The sequence below is a fragment of the Halorubrum luteum genome (assembly GCF_054652935.1).
This window is the reverse complement of the sequence record NZ_BAAIGT010000002.1, coordinates 2,281,953-2,301,076: the sequence shown is the minus strand read 5'-3', so window position 1 is coordinate 2,301,076 and position 19,124 is coordinate 2,281,953. Positions and strand designations below refer to the sequence as shown.

Annotated in this window: 17 protein-coding genes; 13 read left to right on the top strand and 4 right to left on the bottom strand. The window is 63.3% G+C overall.

Annotated features, from left to right (window positions below):
• Positions 1–126 precede the first annotated feature (126 nt).
• The 8 genes from ACYQ0R_RS11420 to ACYQ0R_RS11385 all read left to right on the top strand — a co-directional run bounded on the left by ACYQ0R_RS11420 (position 127) and on the right by ACYQ0R_RS11385 (position 8,911).
• The gene (locus ACYQ0R_RS11420) at positions 127–1,578 is read left to right on the top strand and encodes a helix-turn-helix transcriptional regulator (RefSeq protein WP_459823812.1); all 1,452 of its coding nucleotides are present in this window, start codon (positions 127–129) and stop codon (positions 1,576–1,578) included.
• Between the two features lie 78 nt (positions 1,579–1,656).
• Positions 1,657–2,445: an electron transfer flavoprotein subunit beta/FixA family protein gene (locus ACYQ0R_RS11415; protein WP_459823809.1), complete on the top strand. Its 789-nt coding sequence runs from the start codon at positions 1,657–1,659 to the stop codon at positions 2,443–2,445.
• Complete coding sequence (locus tag ACYQ0R_RS11410) at positions 2,445–3,392, top strand: electron transfer flavoprotein subunit alpha/FixB family protein (RefSeq protein WP_459823806.1); 948 nt, start codon at positions 2,445–2,447, stop codon at positions 3,390–3,392. The genes ACYQ0R_RS11415 and ACYQ0R_RS11410 overlap by 1 nt, the downstream gene beginning before the upstream one ends.
• Positions 3,393–3,435: 43 nt before the next feature.
• On the top strand, positions 3,436–6,777 hold the full coding sequence (locus tag ACYQ0R_RS11405; RefSeq protein WP_459823803.1) for a replication factor C small subunit: 3,342 nt from the start codon (positions 3,436–3,438) through the stop codon (positions 6,775–6,777).
• 48 nt (positions 6,778–6,825) lie between these two features.
• Positions 6,826–7,653, top strand: coding sequence for a shikimate dehydrogenase (locus tag ACYQ0R_RS11400; protein WP_459823801.1), 828 nt, complete (start codon positions 6,826–6,828; stop codon positions 7,651–7,653).
• 180 nt (positions 7,654–7,833) lie between these two features.
• Entirely contained in the window at positions 7,834–8,319 is a 486-nt protein-coding gene (locus tag ACYQ0R_RS11395) for a ferritin-like domain-containing protein (protein ID WP_459823798.1), read from the top strand.
• A complete protein-coding gene (locus ACYQ0R_RS11390) occupies positions 8,316–8,483 on the top strand; it encodes a hypothetical protein (RefSeq protein ID WP_459823795.1) in 168 nt (55 codons plus the stop codon). The genes ACYQ0R_RS11395 and ACYQ0R_RS11390 overlap by 4 nt, the downstream gene beginning before the upstream one ends.
• Entirely contained in the window at positions 8,480–8,911 is a 432-nt protein-coding gene (locus tag ACYQ0R_RS11385; protein ID WP_459823792.1) for a metal-dependent transcriptional regulator, read from the top strand. Before ACYQ0R_RS11390 ends, ACYQ0R_RS11385 begins: the two co-directional genes overlap by 4 nt.
• A gap of 37 nt (positions 8,912–8,948) precedes the next feature.
• Here ACYQ0R_RS11385 and ACYQ0R_RS11380 read toward each other — a convergent pair whose 3' ends face one another.
• Positions 8,949–9,191, bottom strand: a complete 243-nt coding sequence (locus tag ACYQ0R_RS11380; protein ID WP_459823789.1) for a DUF7542 family protein — start codon at positions 9,189–9,191, stop codon at positions 8,949–8,951.
• 433 nt (positions 9,192–9,624) lie between these two features.
• Here ACYQ0R_RS11380 and ACYQ0R_RS11375 point away from each other — a divergent pair, with 433 nt between their 5' ends.
• Together ACYQ0R_RS11375 and ACYQ0R_RS11370 are read left to right on the top strand one after the other, a co-directional pair.
• A complete protein-coding gene (locus tag ACYQ0R_RS11375; protein WP_141463516.1) occupies positions 9,625–11,280 on the top strand; it encodes a potassium channel family protein in 1,656 nt (551 codons plus the stop codon).
• Between the two features lie 428 nt (positions 11,281–11,708).
• The gene (locus ACYQ0R_RS11370; RefSeq protein WP_459823786.1) at positions 11,709–12,968 is read left to right on the top strand and encodes an inorganic phosphate transporter; all 1,260 of its coding nucleotides are present in this window, start codon (positions 11,709–11,711) and stop codon (positions 12,966–12,968) included.
• Between the two features lie 996 nt (positions 12,969–13,964).
• Here ACYQ0R_RS11370 and ACYQ0R_RS11365 read toward each other — a convergent pair.
• Together ACYQ0R_RS11365 and ACYQ0R_RS11360 are read right to left on the bottom strand one after the other, a co-directional pair.
• Positions 13,965–14,447, bottom strand: a complete 483-nt coding sequence (locus ACYQ0R_RS11365; protein WP_459823783.1) for a hypothetical protein — start codon at positions 14,445–14,447, stop codon at positions 13,965–13,967.
• A 51-nt stretch (positions 14,448–14,498) separates the two neighbouring features.
• Positions 14,499–14,855 (bottom strand): 4a-hydroxytetrahydrobiopterin dehydratase, encoded by a 357-nt coding sequence (locus ACYQ0R_RS11360; protein WP_459823780.1) that lies wholly within the window; start codon positions 14,853–14,855, stop codon positions 14,499–14,501.
• Between the two features lie 123 nt (positions 14,856–14,978).
• On the opposite strand from ACYQ0R_RS11360, the gene ACYQ0R_RS11355 reads away from it, so the two are divergent.
• Positions 14,979–15,806 carry a BtpA/SgcQ family protein gene (locus tag ACYQ0R_RS11355; protein WP_459823778.1) on the top strand — a complete coding sequence of 276 codons (828 nt, stop codon included), beginning with the start codon at positions 14,979–14,981 and terminating at the stop codon, positions 15,804–15,806.
• 54 nt (positions 15,807–15,860) lie between these two features.
• Here the strand turns inward: ACYQ0R_RS11355 and ACYQ0R_RS11350 are convergent, their stop codons facing one another.
• A complete protein-coding gene (locus ACYQ0R_RS11350) occupies positions 15,861–16,586 on the bottom strand; it encodes a guanosine phosphorylase (RefSeq protein ID WP_459823775.1) in 726 nt (241 codons plus the stop codon).
• A gap of 101 nt (positions 16,587–16,687) precedes the next feature.
• Between ACYQ0R_RS11350 and ACYQ0R_RS11345 the strand changes: the two genes are divergently transcribed.
• Both ACYQ0R_RS11345 and ACYQ0R_RS11340 read left to right on the top strand, forming a co-directional pair.
• A complete protein-coding gene (locus ACYQ0R_RS11345; protein ID WP_459823773.1) occupies positions 16,688–16,897 on the top strand; it encodes a hypothetical protein in 210 nt (69 codons plus the stop codon).
• 79 nt (positions 16,898–16,976) lie between these two features.
• Entirely contained in the window at positions 16,977–19,094 is a 2,118-nt protein-coding gene (locus tag ACYQ0R_RS11340; protein WP_459823770.1) for a carboxypeptidase-like regulatory domain-containing protein, read from the top strand.
• Positions 19,095–19,124 lie beyond the last annotated feature (30 nt).

Below are 19,124 nucleotides of genomic sequence, written 5' to 3'. Positions count from 1 at the left end.
GTCCGTTCCGCCCCCCAGTACAAAAAATCCACCTCAATGGCCCGACCGACGGAACGCGTTCGTCTCCGGTCACAAAAGCGGTGTATGGAAAGGGCTTTTGTCGACCGCGCGAGAGACACCGTCTGTATGCGGTGCCCCGCCCCTCGTGTTCTCCTCGTGGTGTTCCTCGCCGTTGCCCTCCTTGCGGGGGCCGGCGTCGCCAGTGGCGACGCTCCGGTCCAACCGGCCGAACTCACGACGTCGGCCGACACGTCGGTCTCCTCGGCGGCCGACACGTCGGTCTCCTCGGCGGCCGACACGTCGGTCTCCTCGGCGGCCGACACGTCGACTGTCGGAAGCGTCGGCGGAGCGGTTGCGATGGCGGTCGCCAAGCCCGGGATCGATGACGGCGGACCCGTTGCTCCCGCGCTTGACGGCGCTCCGAACCGTGCACAGGTAGCCGCGTTCGACCGGCCGCCGGAGACGGATATCAGCGTCGATCTCCGACCCAACCGGAACGCTCACTGGGAGGTCGTCGTCCGCTACGAGTTCACCGACGCAAACGAGACGGCCGTGTTCGAGACGGTGAGTGACCGATACCTCGAGGAGGAGCTCGGTCCGAGCGCAACTCAGTTCGAGAACTTTGCCGATGGCGCGAGTCGGAACGCCGATCGTGAAATGGCGATCGAGGCCGTCGACAGGTCGGTGGCGGTTCATCACGACACCGGCGCGTTCGACGTCGACGACGAGGTCGTCGCGGTCGGTGAGCTCCGGCTCACGTTCGTCTGGACCGCGTTCCTCGAGGAGGATGGGGACGACCTCGTGTTGGGTGACGCGCTCACGACGCCGACGAACGACACGTGGCTCCGGTCGCTGTCGGACGGGCAGTCGATCGAGGTGATGACGCCGGCCGGCTACTCCGTCTCCGGGACGCCGGGCGCGACGCTGCCGCTCCGTGACAACGCCGTCGTCATCGAGGGGCCGCGAGCGTTTGACGACGAGGAGCGTGTCGCGGTCGTCTACTCGCCGACTGCGACGGCCGAGACGCCCCCCTGGACGCTGCTTGCCGGTGCGATCGTGTTGGCCGCGCTGGTCATCGCGCTCGGGCTTCTCGCGTATCGACGAGTCGGATCCGACCGGGCCGCGAACGGTCCGCCGGTCTCCGGATCGCCGAACGGTCCGGGCGGCCCTTCGGCTTCTGCCGCCGAGGACGGGGGAGCCAGCGCTGGCGACGACGCCGACGAAGAGCCGGAGGAGGATCTCTCGCTGCTCTCCGACGAGGAGCGCGTCGAACGACTGCTGGAGCTGAACGGCGGCCGGATGCGGCAGGCCGACATCGTTTCCGAGACCGGCTGGTCGGACGCGAAGGTGTCACAGCTGCTCTCGACGATGGCCGACGACGGTCGGGTCGAGAAGCTCCGACTCGGCCGGGAGAACCTCATCTCCCTTCCGGACGACGACGGCGACACCGGCAGTGGGAGTGAAGACGGGGATGGTGATTCCGGAGGCGGGAGGGGAGGCGATACGCCCGGCGCTGACCGCGGCGGTGAGGCTTCCTCCGACGACCGCGAGGACGGCTCGCGGTTCGGGTCCCGGTGACGATCGGATGGACACAACGACGTCTCCCGGGAGAGCCGTTCCGAAAGCCATTACATCACGACCCACGGATCGTCGATCATGAAGGTTCTGGTAACCGTCAAGGAGGTCGGTGAAGCCGACGACGACTTCACGATCGAGGGAACGGAGATCGCCTCTTCGGACCTCGAGTACGACCTCAACGAGTGGGACGACTACGCCATCGAGGCCGCCGTTCGACTCGGCGAGGAGGGGGTCGCCGACGAGGTCGTGAGCGTCACGATCGGTCCGAGCCGCGCGGAGGAGACGATCCGGATGGCGCTCGCGAAAGGGGTCGACCGCGCGGTCCGAGTCTGGGACGACGCGCTCGACGACCAGTTCTCGGACGTCGAGGCGAAGGTCGACGTGCTTGAGGCGGTCGTCGCGGAGGAGGACCCCGACCTCGTGCTCTCCGGCGTGCAGGCCGCCGACAGCGGGTTCGGCGCGACCGGCGTCGCGCTCGCCGAGCGGATCGGCTTCGAGCACGCTGCCGTCGTCAACGACCTCGAACTCGACGTCGACGCCGGCGTCGCCAACGTGCACCGCGAGCTGGAGGGCGGCGTCGAGGAGCTGACCGAGGTCGACCTTCCGGCGGTGCTTACGGTCCAGACCGGGCTCAACGAGCCGCGCTACGCGAGCCTTCGCGGGATCCGGCAGGCACAGCGGAAAGAGATCGCCGGCACGGAGCTCGCCGATCTCGGTCTCGACGCGGCCGACGTCGAGAGCTCGCTGTCGATCGAGTCGATGTACGAGCCCGAAAGCGAGTCCGACGCGGAGATGATCGAGGGCGACGCGGGAGAGGCCGCGACGCGCCTTGCCGAGGTCCTGCGGGAAACGGGGGTGGACGCGTGATGTCCGACGTGGTCGCCGTCGCCGAACATCGCCGTGGCGAGCTGCGCGACGTCTCCTACGAGCTGATCACCGCCGGCCGCGAGCTCGCGGACGCGATCGATGGCGACCTCCACCTCGCCGTGATCGGCGGCGACGTCGACCGATTCGCCGAGACGCTCGATCGGCCCGGCGTCGACACCATCCACACGGTCGCCAACGGCGAGGAGTTCGACCACAACGTCTACCAGTCCGCGGTCGAGACGCTGCTCGCGCGTACCGAGGCGTCGGCGATCGTCGCGCCGAACTCCGTCAACGGGCTCGACTACGTGCCCGCGCTCGCCGAGAGCTACGACCTACCGCTGGTGACGGACGCGATCGGGTTCGAGTACGACGACGGGCTCACCGTCACTCGCGAGATGTACGGCTCGAAGGTCGAGACGACCGTCGACGTCGCCGGTGACCGGTTTGCGCTCACGATCCGCGGCGGCGAGTGGGAGCCCGCGGAGGGCGTCGGCGACGCCGCCGTCGAGTCCGTCGAGGTGGACCTCCCCGAGTCCGGCGCGCGCGTAAAAGGGTTCGAGGAGGTCGCCGGCGGCGACGTCGACATCAGCGAGGCCGAGGTGCTCGTCTCCGTCGGTCGCGGTATCGAGGAGGAGGAGAACCTCGACGTCGTCGAGGAGCTCGCCGAGACGATCGGCGCGACGCTGTCCGCGTCCCGTCCGATCGTCGACAACGGCTGGCTTCCGAAGAACCGACAGGTCGGCCAGAGCGGGAAGGTCGTCACTCCCGAGGTGTACATCGCGGTCGGCATCTCCGGTGCGGTTCAACACGTTGCGGGGATGAAAGGCTCCGACACGATCGTCGCGATCAACACCGACCCCAACGCGCCGATCTTCGACATCGCCGACTACGGGATCGTCGGCGACCTGTTCGACGTCGTCCCCGCGCTCGTCGCTGAGTTCGAGTAGCCTCTCGGTTCGTTTATCACCCCGCCGACCCCTCGATCCGAGTATGAGCGACGCCGAGGAGACGGGAGCGGCGACCGCCGTCGGGCGCGAGATCTGGATCGAGAAGTACCGACCGCAGACGCTCGACGACATCCACGGCCAGGAGGAGATCGTCGAACGCCTCCAGAGCTATATCGAGCAGGACGACGTGCCGCACCTGTTATTTTCAGGCCCTGCAGGCGTTGGGAAGTGTGTCACCGGTGAGACGCCAGTGTTGACGAACGACGGTGTTCGCCCGATCGAGGACGTCGTCGGTCGAGACGTGGAGGGGTTCGAAGAACCGGCCGACGGGCTTGAGGTCGCGACCCTTACCGAGCGAAACGGCTTCGAGTACGTCGAGCCGTCACACGTGTTCGGTACGGAGACCACGGAACTCATCGAGATTCGAACCCGTGACGGCGCTACCCACCGCGTTACCCCGGAACACAAACTGCGCGTCATCAGCCACGACGGGTTCGACTGGGTTCGGGCGGAGGATATCGACGAGAACGACCGGATCGCGCGACCGACGACGCTTCCGGTTCCGTCCGACGCCAGGGAGCTCCGCTGGTACGAGGAGATGGATCCGGAACGGACCGAAGTGACGCTCGATCCCGAGCGTGCGGACGACCTCGGCGTCGACCGACCGGTCACGCTCTCACGGCTTCGGGAGGCCGATGTCGGAGCTGAACACTGGATCGACGCCGTCGACCGGATCGAGTACGTGAACGTCCACGGGGCTCGGTCGCGGTCGATCACTCCGCCGACGAGGATGCATCCGGCGCTCGCTACCTTCGTCGGGCTCGCGATCAGCGAAGCCCAGATAGACGGCGGGCGGATCAAGTTCTACAACACGGACGAGGATCTGCTGGATACGTTCGAGACGGCCGCACGTGAGGTGTTCGACGCTGAAACGACCCGCGGAACACAGAAGGACGTTCCGTTCGTTCGGATCGGGTCCCGAACCCTGACGCATTATCTGGAGTCGGTGTTCGACGTGTTCGCGAGCGCGTCCGGCGAATCCGGGATCGGATCAGCGATCGTGACGGCCGACATGGAGTCCCGCGCTGCGTTCCTCCGCGCCGTGTTCGACGCGGAATCTCACGTCGGGTCCGGAGGAACGATCGAGCTCACGCAGCGAAACGGAGCGCACATCACTCTGCTCTCGTATCTGCTTTCGACGTTCGGGATCGAATCCCGACGTCGGACCGTCCGAAAGGCGGCGACGAACGGAAGCGACACGAAGCGGACCTACCACGTGCTGTACGTTTCCGGGGCCAGTGCGCTACGACGGTTCCGTGACGCGATCGGGTTCTCCATCGGGTACAAATCCGAGCGACTCGCCGAACACGCCGCGAAGGACCGGAATCCGAACTACGACACGATCCCGACCCAAAACGCTCTCAACGAGCTGTGTGACCGGCTCGACGTTCCCGTGACGGAGCATCTCCCGAAGTCGCTGGATACGACGTCGCCGTCGCGAGAACGGTACTGCGACGTGCTCGACGGCGTCGTGGACGCCGCGACCGATCGGATCGACGAGATCCAGCGAGGCATCGAACGGCTAGACGAGTTGGAGCCCGAGATCGAGTCAGTGACGAGCGTTCCGGCCGCCTGGGTCGGAGAACGGGAGCGGCTCGAACCGATCGAGACGCGAAAACTCGTCTCCGAATCGGTCGAGAGCGCTCGCGTCTCTCACGTGAAACGTGAATTGAACGCGTGCGTCGAGATGATCGGCGCGAGCTACGCCGCGGTCGGTGAGGGTCTCTCGATGCATTCCTCGGAGGTCTCGACGTTCCTCGGTCCCGGACAGCCCTCGATCGATTCGCTCACTCGATTCGGCTCGATTCGTGCGCAGCTCCGCGAGCTCGCGACGCAACGACTCAGTCTGGAGGCGATCGAACTCCTCGACGAGGTGAGTCGGATCGCCACCGCCGATCTCCACTACGACCGTATCGAGCACGTCGAACGAGTGGAAACGGACGAACGCGTGTACGACCTGACCGTTCCCGGGACGCGAAGCTACGTCGCCGGATCGGTCCCCACGGTCATGCACAACACCACCGCATCAACGGCGATCGCCCGCGAGGTGTACGGCGAGGAGAACTGGCGAGGCAACTTCCTCGAACTCAACGCCTCCGACCAGCGCGGCATCGACGTCGTCCGCGACCGGATCAAGGGGTTCGCGCGGTCGTCGTTCGGCGGCGACTTCCGGATCGTGTTTCTTGATGAGGCGGACTCGTTGTGCGTGCCGCCGGGAACCGAGGTTGTGACGGGATATCCGTCGAAGCCCGAAGTGAAACCGATCGAGGACGTGAGTGTGGAGGGCGAACCGATCCCGTCCGTCGATTTCGAGACCAACGAGATCCAGTCCGACGAAGGGCAGTTGGTCGACTCCGGCGTCGCGGACTTCTTCGAGATCGAACTCGATGACGGTCGAACGATACTTGCTAGCCCGACACATCCGTTCTTCGTTGTTGGCGAGGACGGTCGGTTGGTCGAGCGGGAGCTGCGAGACCTGTCTCCAGGAGACGAGATCGCGGACTTCGGTGACGAGATCGGCGTATCACGGTGTGAGATGTGCGGCGAGAACGACGAGTTCGATGCCACCGCGGTTACGGATGGCGGTGTTAAATCGGTTCAGACGGCAGGGATCCGCCGGATCGAGTACAGCCATCGCGGCAAGGCGTACAACATCACCATGGAAAACACACCCAACTTCATGCTTGGAAACGGTGTGTTGACACACAACACCGACGACGCCCAGTCGGCGCTTCGCCGGACGATGGAGCAGTTCTCCGACAACACCCGCTTTATCCTCTCGTGTAACTACTCCTCGAAGATCATCGACCCGATCCAGTCGCGGTGTGCCGTGTTCCGGTTCTCGCCGCTGTCGGACGAGGCGGTCGCGACGCAGGTCCGCGAGATCGCCGCCGCGGAGGGGATCGAGGTGACGGACGCGGGCGTCGACGCGCTGGTGTACGCGGCCGACGGCGACATGCGCCGGGCGATCAACTCGCTGCAGGCGGCTGCGACGACCGGCGATGTCGTCGACGAGGAGGCGGTGTACGCGATCACGGCGACGGCGCGACCCGAGGAGATCGAGTCGATGGTGACGGACGCGCTCGACGGGGACTTCACGAAGGCGCGAGCGACGCTGGAGACGCTGATCACGGAGACGGGAATGGCCGGCGGCGACGTGATCGACCAGCTCCACCGCTCCGTCTGGGAGTTCGACCTCACCGAGCGCGAGGCGGTCCGGCTGATGGAGCGTGTCGGCGAGGCGGACTACCGGATCGCCGAGGGGGCGAACGAGCAGGTCCAGCTGGAGGCGTTGCTCGCCTCGCTGACGCTACACGAGGAGTAAACTCGCGACGAGCGGCGGTTTTTTCTTCGTTCCCGTCCGGCTCCGTGCATGGACGTGTACGGACTGATCGGTAATCCGGTCGGCCACTCGCTGTCGCCGCCGATGCACGAGGCGGGATACGACGAACTGGGACTCGACGCGCGATACGTGACGTTCGAGCCGGCTCCCGATGCGGCGGCGCGCGCGGTCGACGCCGCGGCCGCGCTCGGCGTTCGTGGACTGAACGTCACGATACCGTTCAAACGGGACGTGCTCGACGCGGTCGACGCGGACCCCCTCGCGGCGCGGATCGGCGCAGTGAACACGATCGATCTCGGACCGACGACCGACGCGGGCGACAGCGTTCGTCCCCGCGGATACAACACCGACGCCGCCGGCGTCACGCGGGCGCTCGCACACCACGACGTGGATCCGTCCGGCGCGGAGGCGGTCGTGATCGGCGCGGGCGGAGCGGGGCGCGCGGCGGCGTTCGCGCTGGCCGACGCGGATGCGAGCGTTCACGTCGCGAACCGGACCGCCGAGCGCGCACACGAACTCGCCGGGGACGTGCCTCGCGCGACCGGGAGTGGACTCGACGACCTCGAGTCCCGCGTCGCCGGAGCCGACCTGCTGGTCAACGCGACGAGCGTCGGGATGGAGTCCCCGGAGAAGACGCCGGTTCCGGCCGCCGCGCTCCACGGGGATCTTACCGTGCTCGACGCGGTGTACACGCCGATCGAGACGCGGCTGCTTCGGGACGCCGCGGACGCGGGAGCGACGACGGTCGACGGCGCGTGGATGCTGCTGTTCCAGGGCGTCGAGGCGTTCGAGATCTGGACCGGAGCGACGGCTCCCGTGGCGGCGATGAACGCCGCGCTGCGCGATCGGCTCGAGTGAGGCCAGCCGTTCCCGCGAGACGATCGTCGACGCTGGCGCCTGCTCTCGGAAACAAGCGTATCGACACCGCACGTCGAGGGAACTGCTTAAGTCGAAGAGGGACCGACTGCCGCGTATGCGAACGGCCGTATCGACCGAACGGCGACGCCGACGGCGACGGATCTGGACCGGGGGGCTCCAGTGAGCGTCGGACGGCGGGTCTCCTCGGACGATCAGCTCGCACGCCTGCTTCAGATCGGGATCGTGCTGGAAGAGGTCGTCGAGGCGCGGGCGTACCACCATTATCGGAGCGTCGACGACGAGCTCGATTCGGATATCGAGTCGCTGCTGGAGGGCGCCGCGGAGGAGTCCGCGGACCACCGGCGGCAGCTGGAGGCGCTCATCGCGGACCTCGACGTCGAGAGCGTTCCGTTCGACGAGGTGGAGTCGCTCGTCGAGGCGCGCTACGGCCGGACGCAGCCGGACGATTTCGACGGCGTGTTGTACGACCAGCTGTGCAACGAGGAGACGGCGTACAAGTTCTACGACGACCTTATCGAGGCGATCGAGGCGTCCGACGCATCGTTCTCGGTCGACCGCACGGAGCTGCTTGATACGTTAAAAGCGATCCGCGAGGAGGAAGCGGAGGGCGTCAGAGAGGTAACGGAGGTTATGGAGCGACGATGAGCTGCCGATCGCACGGGTTCCATCTTCCCGATGCACGGAGTCTCCGCGCCGCGTGGAACGGCTCCAACGAACGGGGCGGCTCCAACGAACGGGGCGGCTCCGACGGCCGGGGTATCCACGCCGGGAGTGACCTCACTGCGGACACCAACGGAGGACAGTCGTGAACACCGCTGATCAGTATCTCAAGGCGATCTACGTCATCCAGCAGGGGGCCGACGGCCCCGCATCGACCGGCGCGATCGCGGACGCGCTGGACGTTAGCCCGGCCAGTGCCAACGAGATGATCGGCAAACTGGAGAGTCGCGGACTGGCCGAACACGAGAAGTATAAAGGAGTTCGGCTGACCGATGACGGGATCGTCCGTGCTCGAAACGCGCTCCAAACGTACTGTATCATCGAGCGGTTTCTTGCGAACGTGCTCGGCGTCGAGGAGTTCCGTGCGGAGGCGCGCGAGCTTGAGGCGGTCATCGACGACACCGTCGCCGACCGGCTGGACACGATCATCGACAGACGGCCGGAGTGTCCGGACTGCTTCGATCCCGAGGCTGACGCGTGCGGCTGTCTCGAGCTGTCGTTCGAGGCCTCCGAGTAGCCGTCACCGTCGTAACGCCCTACCGTCCGCGCTCGTCTCACTCCTCCGTTCCGTCACGGACGAGCGGCGAGTCCGGATTCGTCCGTCCGGGAAGCCCGCAGACGCCGGCGTCGGCTCCGGCCTGCTCGACTCCCGCGGCGAGACGATCGATCGACCAGCCGGGGCTGTGGCCGGTCTCGGCCTCGTGGTCGGCGACGGCGGTTCGAGCGCGGCGGAGCGAGTCGTACGTCTCCGTGTACTCACAGGAGCCACACCGGACCGTTACGCGCGTTCGCGACATACACCCGATGCTACACTCCCGAGACGGTTATACACCCCGCCCGAGAGCACCATAGAACAGTTCACACACCGACGGAAGCGTCGCCCAGTGCAGCCATCGCGGTGATCGATACCGGGCGTACGTCGCTCACGAGGGGGGATGGGTGGTTTATAAGCGATACCGTGGAGGGGTTGGTGTTCGTTTATAAGTGAGTCGCGAGAGCGATAGCTCCGCGACGAACGATCCGAAAGCCCCAGCCGGGAGGCGGGCGCACGCTTGCTGCGCGCTTCGGTCGCTCACGTCGTTCGCTCCCTGCAGGAGCGTGTCATAGAAAGATTCGCACGCTCTGCTTATCCAAGTCTTGTCAAGACTCGCGTGCAAGATGGAACGCGCATATTCAACACCAACTGTACAATAAAAGAATACTTAATCAAATCAGTCCTATCGAGCTATAATGATAGAATGGCAGCGACGGATTGTCATGTTATTGTCTGCCGTGGCCCTGCTTGTCTTTGTGTACACGCTCCTCTACCAGTGGGCAATGCTCACGTTTGAAGGGGTAGAGATCGCGTTTTTTGATTCCTTACAAGTCGTCATTGAGGCACTCACGACAGCCGGATTCGGTGGCGATACTGGGTACTGGAACACAGCCATCATGAATCTCATCGTCGTTTGGATGAACCTTTCCGGCGTGCTCCTCGTGTTTCTAGCACTACCGCTGTTCGTCGTGCCGCTATTTCAACAAGCCCTCAAAGATAACCCACAGGAATCGACCGAACTTACTGACCACGTCATCATCTGTTCATACAACCCGCGCGAAGATGTCCTTCGGTCTAAGCTTGAGGCAGCGGATGTCCCCTATGTTATTATCGATGATGATCCCAAAACGGTGCTGGATCTGAATACCCGTGGAATCGAAGCGATCTGCGGCGATCCCGAATATGAGCAGACGTTCCGAGCCGCAAACATCAACGAAGCCCAGGCGCTGGTGGCCGATGTTTCTGACGAAGAGAACATCTCAGTAATTCTTACTGCTAGAGAACTCCGGGAAGATCTGATGGTCGTGAGTGTCGCGGAGAATAAACAGGATGCAGAGTATCATCGGTATGCGGGCGCTGACCAGGTGATTCGACCTCGACAAGCCCTTGGTCGCGCGCTCGGCAATAAAGCGACCCTCTCGGTTACAAGAAAACTCCAAGAGACGATTGAACTCGGTGACGATTTTGAACTCGCAGAAATCCTCGTCGAGAAAAACAGCGACCTCGCAGGGCAGACTCTTGCGGAATTGAAACTGCCGAGAGAGCTCGGGATTACCGTCAATGGGATCTGGTCCAATGGTGAGTTCAGTCCTGCTCCGGAGCCCAATACGCGGATTGACGCAAATACGATTTTGCTTGTTGCCGGAAATCACGAGGCCCTCCAAGAGGTGAAGAGCCGAACAATTTCTCCAATGACCCCCGGTAGTGAGCAGGTCATCGTGGCGGGCTATGGTGTCGTTGGGCAAGCAGTCATCGACGTTCTGGAGACAAACGACGTTTCACCCACGGTGGTTGATATAACTGAGGACGACAGAGTCGATATTACCGGCGATATTAATCAGCAGGAAACACTCTCTGAATCCGGTGTCGAAAATGCAAGCGTTGTCGTGTTGGCACTGGATGCCGACACGACCACAATGTACGCTACCGTCGCAATCGAAGAGTTGGCACCCGATATCGAAGTGATAACACGGGTGAACGATGTCGAAAACACAGCAAAACTCTACCGGGCTGGTGCCGAGTACGTGCTCGCCCTTTCGACCGTTACCGGGCGAATGGTCTCATCCGTTCTCTTAGAGGACGAAGAAGGTCTCACACCGGAAACGCAGTTAGAAGTTCTCACACCGGAAACACAGTTCGAAATTATCCGGACAACTGCCCCTGAGCTTGTCGGCAGAACGCTCAAGGAATCGGCTGTCCGCAACCGAACCGGAGCGACCGTCGTCGCCATTGAGCGGAACGGTGAATTGCTGACAAATCCCGGAGCCGGTTCAGTAATCAAAGGAAACGACCGCCTCATTGTCACAGGAAGTGACGACGCTGTCAACGCGTTCATTACAACATTCAGATGAGTCGCTCTGGTGCTACATCACGTTCTGGTGTTCAATCTTGGCCGAGAGTTCCAGCAAATTGTTCCGCTGGGCTCTGACGGAATGAAATACATGTGTTGACTACAGCCTCTGAGCGCGCAAAAAGGGGAGTCCTTAGGGAGTTGATACTGGTTTTCGGGCGGTACAGGCTCTCTTACCAGCAATCATATAGCGAAACCCCCCTTCTCCAATGCCCTCAGCCTCTGGATGCAGACCACCTTCTAACAGCTTGTGAAAATGTCCGTTCAACGGTTGATGGAGAGAAGGCGCATATCGATCACTGATCTTTGGGCAACCCGTATGGGGACGAATCGGTCCTAGATATCCGTGTTACTGCGTCTATCGGTCGGAGCCAACAGTTCAGCAGTGAAACGGCACTATTTTTTCGCATGCGAACCGAACGCAGACACGTGGCAGAATTACTCATTCTCGTGGGATTGCTGGTGGCGGTGTTCGTCGGGTACAATATCGGCGGGTCATCAACCGGGGTCGCCTTCGGACCGGCAGTCGGCAGCCGGGCCGTCAGAAAAGTCACCGCCGGAGCACTGTTTACCGTGTTTGCGTTCCTCGGAGCGTGGACGATTGGGCGGAAGGTCATCACGACGATGAGTACCGAAATCATCGATGCAGCAGCCTTTACACCTGCAGCGAGCGTTGGCGTCCTCTTTTTTACCGGGCTCGCACTCCTGATCTCGAACCTCTACGGTGTCCCGGCGTCAACCTCGATGACAGCCGTCGCAGCAATCGTCGGACTCGGATTGGCAACGGGGACGCTCAACACTGCGCTAATGTTTACCATCCTGTCGGCATGGATCGTCGCCCCGCTGATCGCCGTCTTCACAGGTGTGTTTATTGGCAGATATCTGTACCCGCACCTCGACGCCAAATTCGAATTCGGTCGCTTCACGAACCCGTTGATCGCAATCGATACCCAGGGGAGACTCCCACGGCTATCGGTCAACGATAACGTCTCGCCTCGGGATCTGATCGGGTCGGCGCTTGTGGTGGCAATTGCCTGCTACATGGCGTTCAGTGCTGGGGCCTCGAACGCGGCGAACGCAGTCGCCCCGCTTGTCGGTAACGGTTCCCTTGACCCTAGCCCGGCGATTCTCCTCGCAATTGGGGCCATCAGCGTGGGCGGCTTCACGATTGCCCGGCGGACGCTGGCGACCGTTGGCAACGATATTACTGAGATGCCGATTCTGGCTGCGCTCATTGTTTCGACCGTGGGTGCGACGATTATCACCGTCCTATCGTGGCTCGGAATTCCAGCCAGTCTCGCCGTGAGTACGACCAGTTGTATTATTGGACTCGGGTGGGGCCGTGCAAGCCGAGCGCGGACGCTCGCAGAAATAGTCACACGATCTCCCGCCGATGAATCCGCTCCAAAGTTTACGACTGGTGCACTCAGACTTCACCCAGTTGAAGGCAACAAGGGGGTCAATTCGGGCCCGACTGTGGGCGAACTCGCTGAAGGCGAGACTCCTCACCCGGACAGACAGCACGCATCCGGGGATGGTGTGTCTAGCATCGGCGAAAAAGACCCGGAGGAACTGTCTGCCGAAGGTCTGTTCCACCAGGCAGCGGCAGTTCGCGTTGTGACACTCTGGGTGATCACGCCGATGATGTCGCTCGTGGGATCCTATGCCTTGTTTTCACTTCTCGGCTAAGAGAACCCTTCTGAATCGATGATCGTCGCAATATCCGAAGATTCTTCGACAAGCTTTCGATGCAACTCTCCTTCCATGTGCGTTCTATATCCGGTCGCTACAAAACTCCCATCCTCAAATCCAGAAAGGCGAGACCGATGAATTCACTCTATATCTTGCATACCAGTTCGAATATCAATCGCATTTGGTGGCTCCTTCACCGGTCAGTTCGCAGCTCTACTGATCGTTGTGAACGATTCTATGACACGCTGTCCCTGCAGTGCTTGTGTCGCCTGCGCCCGCCTCCCGGCTGCCCCTTTCAACCCCACCCGACCGCACCGCGACCGCACCTCGCGCCTCCCCAGCCTCGTCGGCGGCTCGCGCGTTCCGCGCTCGCCGCCGCCTCCCTCGCACGCGCTCCTCGCGCTCTTTCCAGAGCGCTCGGAGGCGCGCGCCGACCGCCCGCCGTCACCTGATATATAAATCATGCTCTGCGGTGTGGTTGCGGTGGCGCGCGCCGCGAGCGGGCCAGCGGCCCGCGAGTCGCGAGGGCGACCGGAGGGAGCCCTCGGATGCGAACGGCGAAGCCGTGAGCGAGCGCGCGAGGGAGACCGGAGGGGGCCGCCGAGCGGTGCCGGCGGCCCCCTCCGGTCGAGGCTGGGGCGGTCCGAGGCTGCGGGGCGGTCGGGTGGGACTGGAAGGGGCAGCCGCGAGGGCGACGCACGGCGACGAAAGCACTGCAGGGAGCGAAGCGACCGAAGCGCGCAGCGAGCCGCGCGAGCCGTCGCGGCTGGGGCTTCCGAGGGAGTCTCCTCTCCACCGCTCACTTATATATCGCTCTTCTCCACATCGAGTGAGCCTTTATAAGCATCTACTCGAACTCACACTGCGCAATATACGCCCGAGATCGATCACGAAGCACGCAGCGTCGCACGGCTGCTTTGGGTGTGCAATCGTGGCATACACACCATGGCAAGCGTTCTATGACACCCTCGTCCGTATTACGAATGGGCTGACCTACGCGTTCCGCTCGGTGTAGCGTGCGAGCGCCGACTCGATCGACTCGAGCTGCGTCGTCACTCGATCGTCGGCGACGCGCATGAAGCCGGGAGTGTACGCGTCCGAATAGTCGAAGATGCGATTCACGCCGCGCTTGGGGACGGAGATCGGGCGAAACGACTCGACGGTGTAGATCCGGGTCGCCGGCAGCGCAGTCCAGAACGTACCGCTCACCCACCGGTCATCGTCCTCGAAAGTGGTCCCGATACGGCCGGTGCCGACGTACTCGCCGTCGTGATAAAACAGCAGGAGGTCGCCCTCGCTCATCCGCTCGAACGTCGACCCGTTACCGCCATCGTCGGAGACGGCCCACAGACGCGCCTCGTCGAGTCCCGCCAACGGCTCCGGACGATCCGAGTACTCCGTGAGATCGACCGGGGATCGCACGGTGTTATCGAAGTTCTCGGGGTCGATCGGGACGACAAAGACGTTTTCGCTCATTACCCGTCATTTTACGGGAAGGGGTTTAAAAGCGTTCGTTGCGGTCGTCGCTCACTCTGCGGGTGCGTACTCCTCGTGGATCCGGTCCATCCGAGCGGCCATCACGAAGTCGGTCTTGTGGAGGCCATCGATCTTGTGTGTCCACATCTCGACGCGTGCCTCGCCCCACTCGAGATGCAGATCCGGATGGTGCCACTCCTCTTCGGCCAGCTCACCGACGTCGTAGGTGAACTCCAGCGCGTCCCGGAAATCGTCGAACTGGTAGGTTCCCTCGAGATGGTGCTCCTCCACGACCTCCCACACGTCGTCGTCCAGCTCCGCGAGGTAGTCCGCGTACTCGGATTCAGTGAGCGGTTCGTCATCTGAAGTGCACGCCTCGCACGGCTCGTCCGCAAGCGACTCTGACATGAACGAACCGTTAGGGTGCGACGCGCTTGTACTTTGCGCGGGATCGATGGCTGTCCGTGTGTCGTCGGCCCGGCGTCGTCTGCCGTGTCGACGTTTAAGTGACGACGCCGCGTTCGGAGGAGCATGGAGTTCGCTGCGACGTTCGGGACCCCGCGGCCGGTGGTCGGGATGGTGCATCTCCCGCCGCTGCCGGGGTCGCCGACCGCGGACGACGACGGCGAGCGGGCCATCGAACGGGTCGTTGACCGCGCAGTCGCGGACGCCGAGGCGCTTACCAGCGGCGGCGTCGACGCGGTGATGATCGAGAACTTCGGCGACGTGCCGTTTCATCCGGACGACGTGCCGAAGCACACGGTCGCGTCGATGACTCGCGCGGCAGCAGCGGTCGCGGCCGACATCGACCTCCCGATCGGTATTAACGTGTTGCGGAACGACGCCGACGCGGCCATGAGCGTCGCTGCCGCCGTCGGTGCGGCGTTCGTCCGCGTCAACGTCCACACGGGGTCGCGCGTGACGGATCAGGGGGTCGTCGACGGGCGGGCACACCGGACGCTGCGCCTGCAGGACCGGCTGGGTGTCGACATCGGAGTGTTCGCCGACGTCGACGTGAAACACTCCGCCCCGCTTTCCGATGCGAGCGGAGCGCTGCAGTCGATTCCGGACACGGCCGAACGAGGACTCGCGGACGCGGTGATCGTCTCCGGGCACGGCACCGGCGAGCCGGCCGACGAGACGACGCTGCGGGCCGTCGTCGAGGAACGCGACGCACACGGTCTCGACACTCCCGTGCTCGTCGGGAGCGGCGTTCGGTCGGAGACGGTCGCGGAGACGCTCCGCGTCGCCGACGGCGTCGTGGTGGGTACGGCGCTCAAGGAGGGTGGCGAGACGACCGCCCCCGTCGACCTCGATCGCGTTCGCGAGCTTGTCTCGCGTGCCGACGCCGTGCGGTAGTCCGGCCGCGGGCGGGGACCGCGCTAACCGTCGATGACCATCGACGACCGTGACCTACAGCGAGACGACCGCGTTGAGCGTGATCCGGATCGCGCGCTCGACGTTGTTCTTCGCTTTCTCGGGCAGTTCGTCGTCGGAGTCAGCGCCCTTCTGTGTCCCCTCGACGAGGTTACCGTCGACGGTACAGATCGCGCCCGCCTCTAGGCCCTTGCGGCGAGCGAGCGCGAACACGGTGGCGGCCTCCATCTCGATCGCGAGCAGGTTCGCCGTCTCCCAGTCGGCGACGAACTCGTCGCTCTCGTTGTAGAAGGCGTCGTCGGAGACGATCGGGCCGACGTGGACGTCCTCGTCGTTGTCCTCGGCGGCGTCGACGAGCGCGGAGAGCACGTCGTAGTCGGGAACGGCGGGGTAGACGGCGGACTCGTAGCGCTTGCTCGTCCCCTCCTCTTTGGCCGCGCCGGTCGCGACGACCATGTCGCCGATCTCCATCCCTTTCTGGAGCGCGCCACAGGTTCCACAGCGGACGAATCGCTCGACGCCAACGCGTGCAAGCTCCTCGACCGCGATCGCCGCGGACGGGCAGCCGATTCCTGTCGAGCAGATCGTGAGCGAATCGCCCTGATAGCTCGCGTTCACGACCTTGTACTCGCGATTCTCGGCGACGACCTCGCTGTCGTCACACAGATCCGCGATGCGGTCGACGCGGCCCGGGTCGCCGGGGATGATCGCGGTCTCGTGGACGTCACCCTCCTCGATCAGCAGGTGCGGCTGTTTCGCCATACCGGCGTTGCGCCGGCCGACCGCAAAAACCGACCGGTCCGACGCGGTCGGCGTGGGATGCGAACGGGCGTATTTAAGTTGCCACCGGTTGGGATCCCGGTATGAGCGACGACGAGGCGATCGCCGAGCCCGGGTTCGGAACCATGTTGGGTGCCGGGATCTTCGCGTTTGTGACGGTGACGCTGATCGCCATATATCTTACCGAGTTCAACTCCACGCAGGCGGTGCTGCTCGGCGGCATCTCCGCGGTGATCTCCGGGTGGGCAGCCGTCAAGAGCGGGCAGCGGGCGGCGCGAAAACAGCGAGGGTGAGGCGGGGACGGCCCCGTCGCGACCCCGAGCGCTCCGGCCGGTGACCGAATTTATAAGTATCGCCTCCGGAGGTGAGATAATGCGATTCAGTCACGACCGTCGAGGCCAGTCGGTCGTGGTCGGCGTGGTGATCCTGTTCGGCTTTCTGATCGTCGCGATGGCGGTGTATCAGGCACAGGTCGTCCCACAGGAGAACGCGAACGTCGAGTTCGAGCACAGCCAGCAGGTGGAAAACGACATCGGCGACCTCAGGAACGCGATCCTCCGTGCGGGGTCGACGGGATCCGCACAGCCGGCACGCGTCCGGCTCGGTACGCGATACCCTCAGCGGACGTTCTTCGTGAATCCGGCTCCGGTGACGGGGGAGATCCGCACGACTGAGCAGCGACAGCTCCGGATCGAGAACGTCGATATCGGTGACGGTGTTCACGAGAACGTCGAGGAGTTCTGGGCGACGGATCCGGAGTTCAAGACACGCTCAGTTCAGTACACGCCGAACTACAACGAGTATCGAGAGGGACCGACGCTGACGTACGAACACTCCCTTGTCGTTGCAGAGTTCCCGAACGATGCGACGCTTCTGCGGACGAATCAGACGATTCACCGCAGCGATCGGATCTCGTTGACCGTGCTGTCCGGTGAGGTGTCCGAAAACGGCGTCGAGGCGCGAAGCGTCGATCCGGAGGCCGTCTCACAGGGAACGCGCACGGTTCCGATAGTCGCGAACACTGACAGCGAGATCGTGCTTCCGACTGTCGTCGGCAATGAAGTGGAGTTGGCTAACCGAACGACTGAGCGGTATCCTAACATCGATGCAACTGCCGATCGGGGTAGTGGTGAGATCCGCCTCCAACTCGAGGAAAACGAGGAGTTCCGTCTCCGGCTCTCGGAGGTGAGCGTCGACGGCGAAGGGGAGACCGAGCCGGCGTACATCGTTCCGGTCGGCTCGGAAAACGTGATGGATGATGTGGATGCGAGCGTTGAGGTTCGCGATCGGTACCACAATCCGGTCGAGGGGGCGAGCGTCGACGTGTTCACGAGCACTTCCTCCAACTCCCCGACGAGGACTCTCGAAACGGACGACGACGGCCGAGTCCACTCGGAAACCGGTACGGTGTTCACGATCAACGACGCGGAGGCAGATGACTCCGGATTTGAGCGGGTCGTGTTTACTCGTATCATGGCGGGCGGCGGAGAGGGTGACGCTGTCCGAGGACCGGACGTGTACGATGAGAACGTGGACTCCTCGGAGGTTGGGGTCGGTGAGTCCTTCGAGCTGAGTGCGACTGTCGACAGCGTCGCCCCCGTGAGCGACGACATCTATCGGAGCGGGACCCCGATCCAGAGTGTCGAAGTCGTAGCCGAGGACGGCGAGACGACGGAAAATGAGAATTTCACGTACGATCCGGATCAGACGGACCGACGTGAGGACATCACGGAGATGATTTCGACCGCCGGATGGTCGAACGGAGAGTACGATCTGACGATCCGTGGTCAGGACGCCAGCGGTCGGTGGACTGACGACTCTGAGGCCGGCGAAGCGCAGGTCACCGTGACGGAGCCGGATGAACCGGTCCCACCGGCAGGTTCGATCAGCGGAACCGTAACCGACGCCGACACTGACACCGGAATCGACGGCGCGACGGTCACCGTCTACGACGGCGACAGCACGGACGCTGGAGACGCGGTCACCAGCACGACGACGGCCGGAGACGGAACGTACAGCGTCGAGGTCGATCCGGGCGAGTACACCGTCGAGGCCGATGCAGATGGGTACAATGGCGACACGGAGTTCCCAGTGGATGTTGGAGATGGTGAGGATGAGACCGTCGACTTCATGTTAGATCCCGAAGAAGAAACACCGACCTTTGAAACACTCACTGCTGATGCGTCGGAGGGAGGCAATCAGATCACCGAAGTCGATTTTGATGGGACTATCGACAACGTTGACGAAGACGGCCAGATACGGTTCGAGCTGGACGGAAATGACGGGACGTCGCAGACTGATGAGATATCCATGACAGAAAATGTCGATTTCACTATGGGCCCGTATAGTGGTGGTCAACGCGTGAATAATCCGGCAGACGTAACGATCACGCTGCTTGATTCGGACGGGAACGTATATGAAACGGTGTCGGGAACATTTGATGAGCCGGATGATACGCTGTCCCTCGACAACGGACTAACGCGTGAATAGAGAGCTATTTTATAACCATCAAAACGGTTT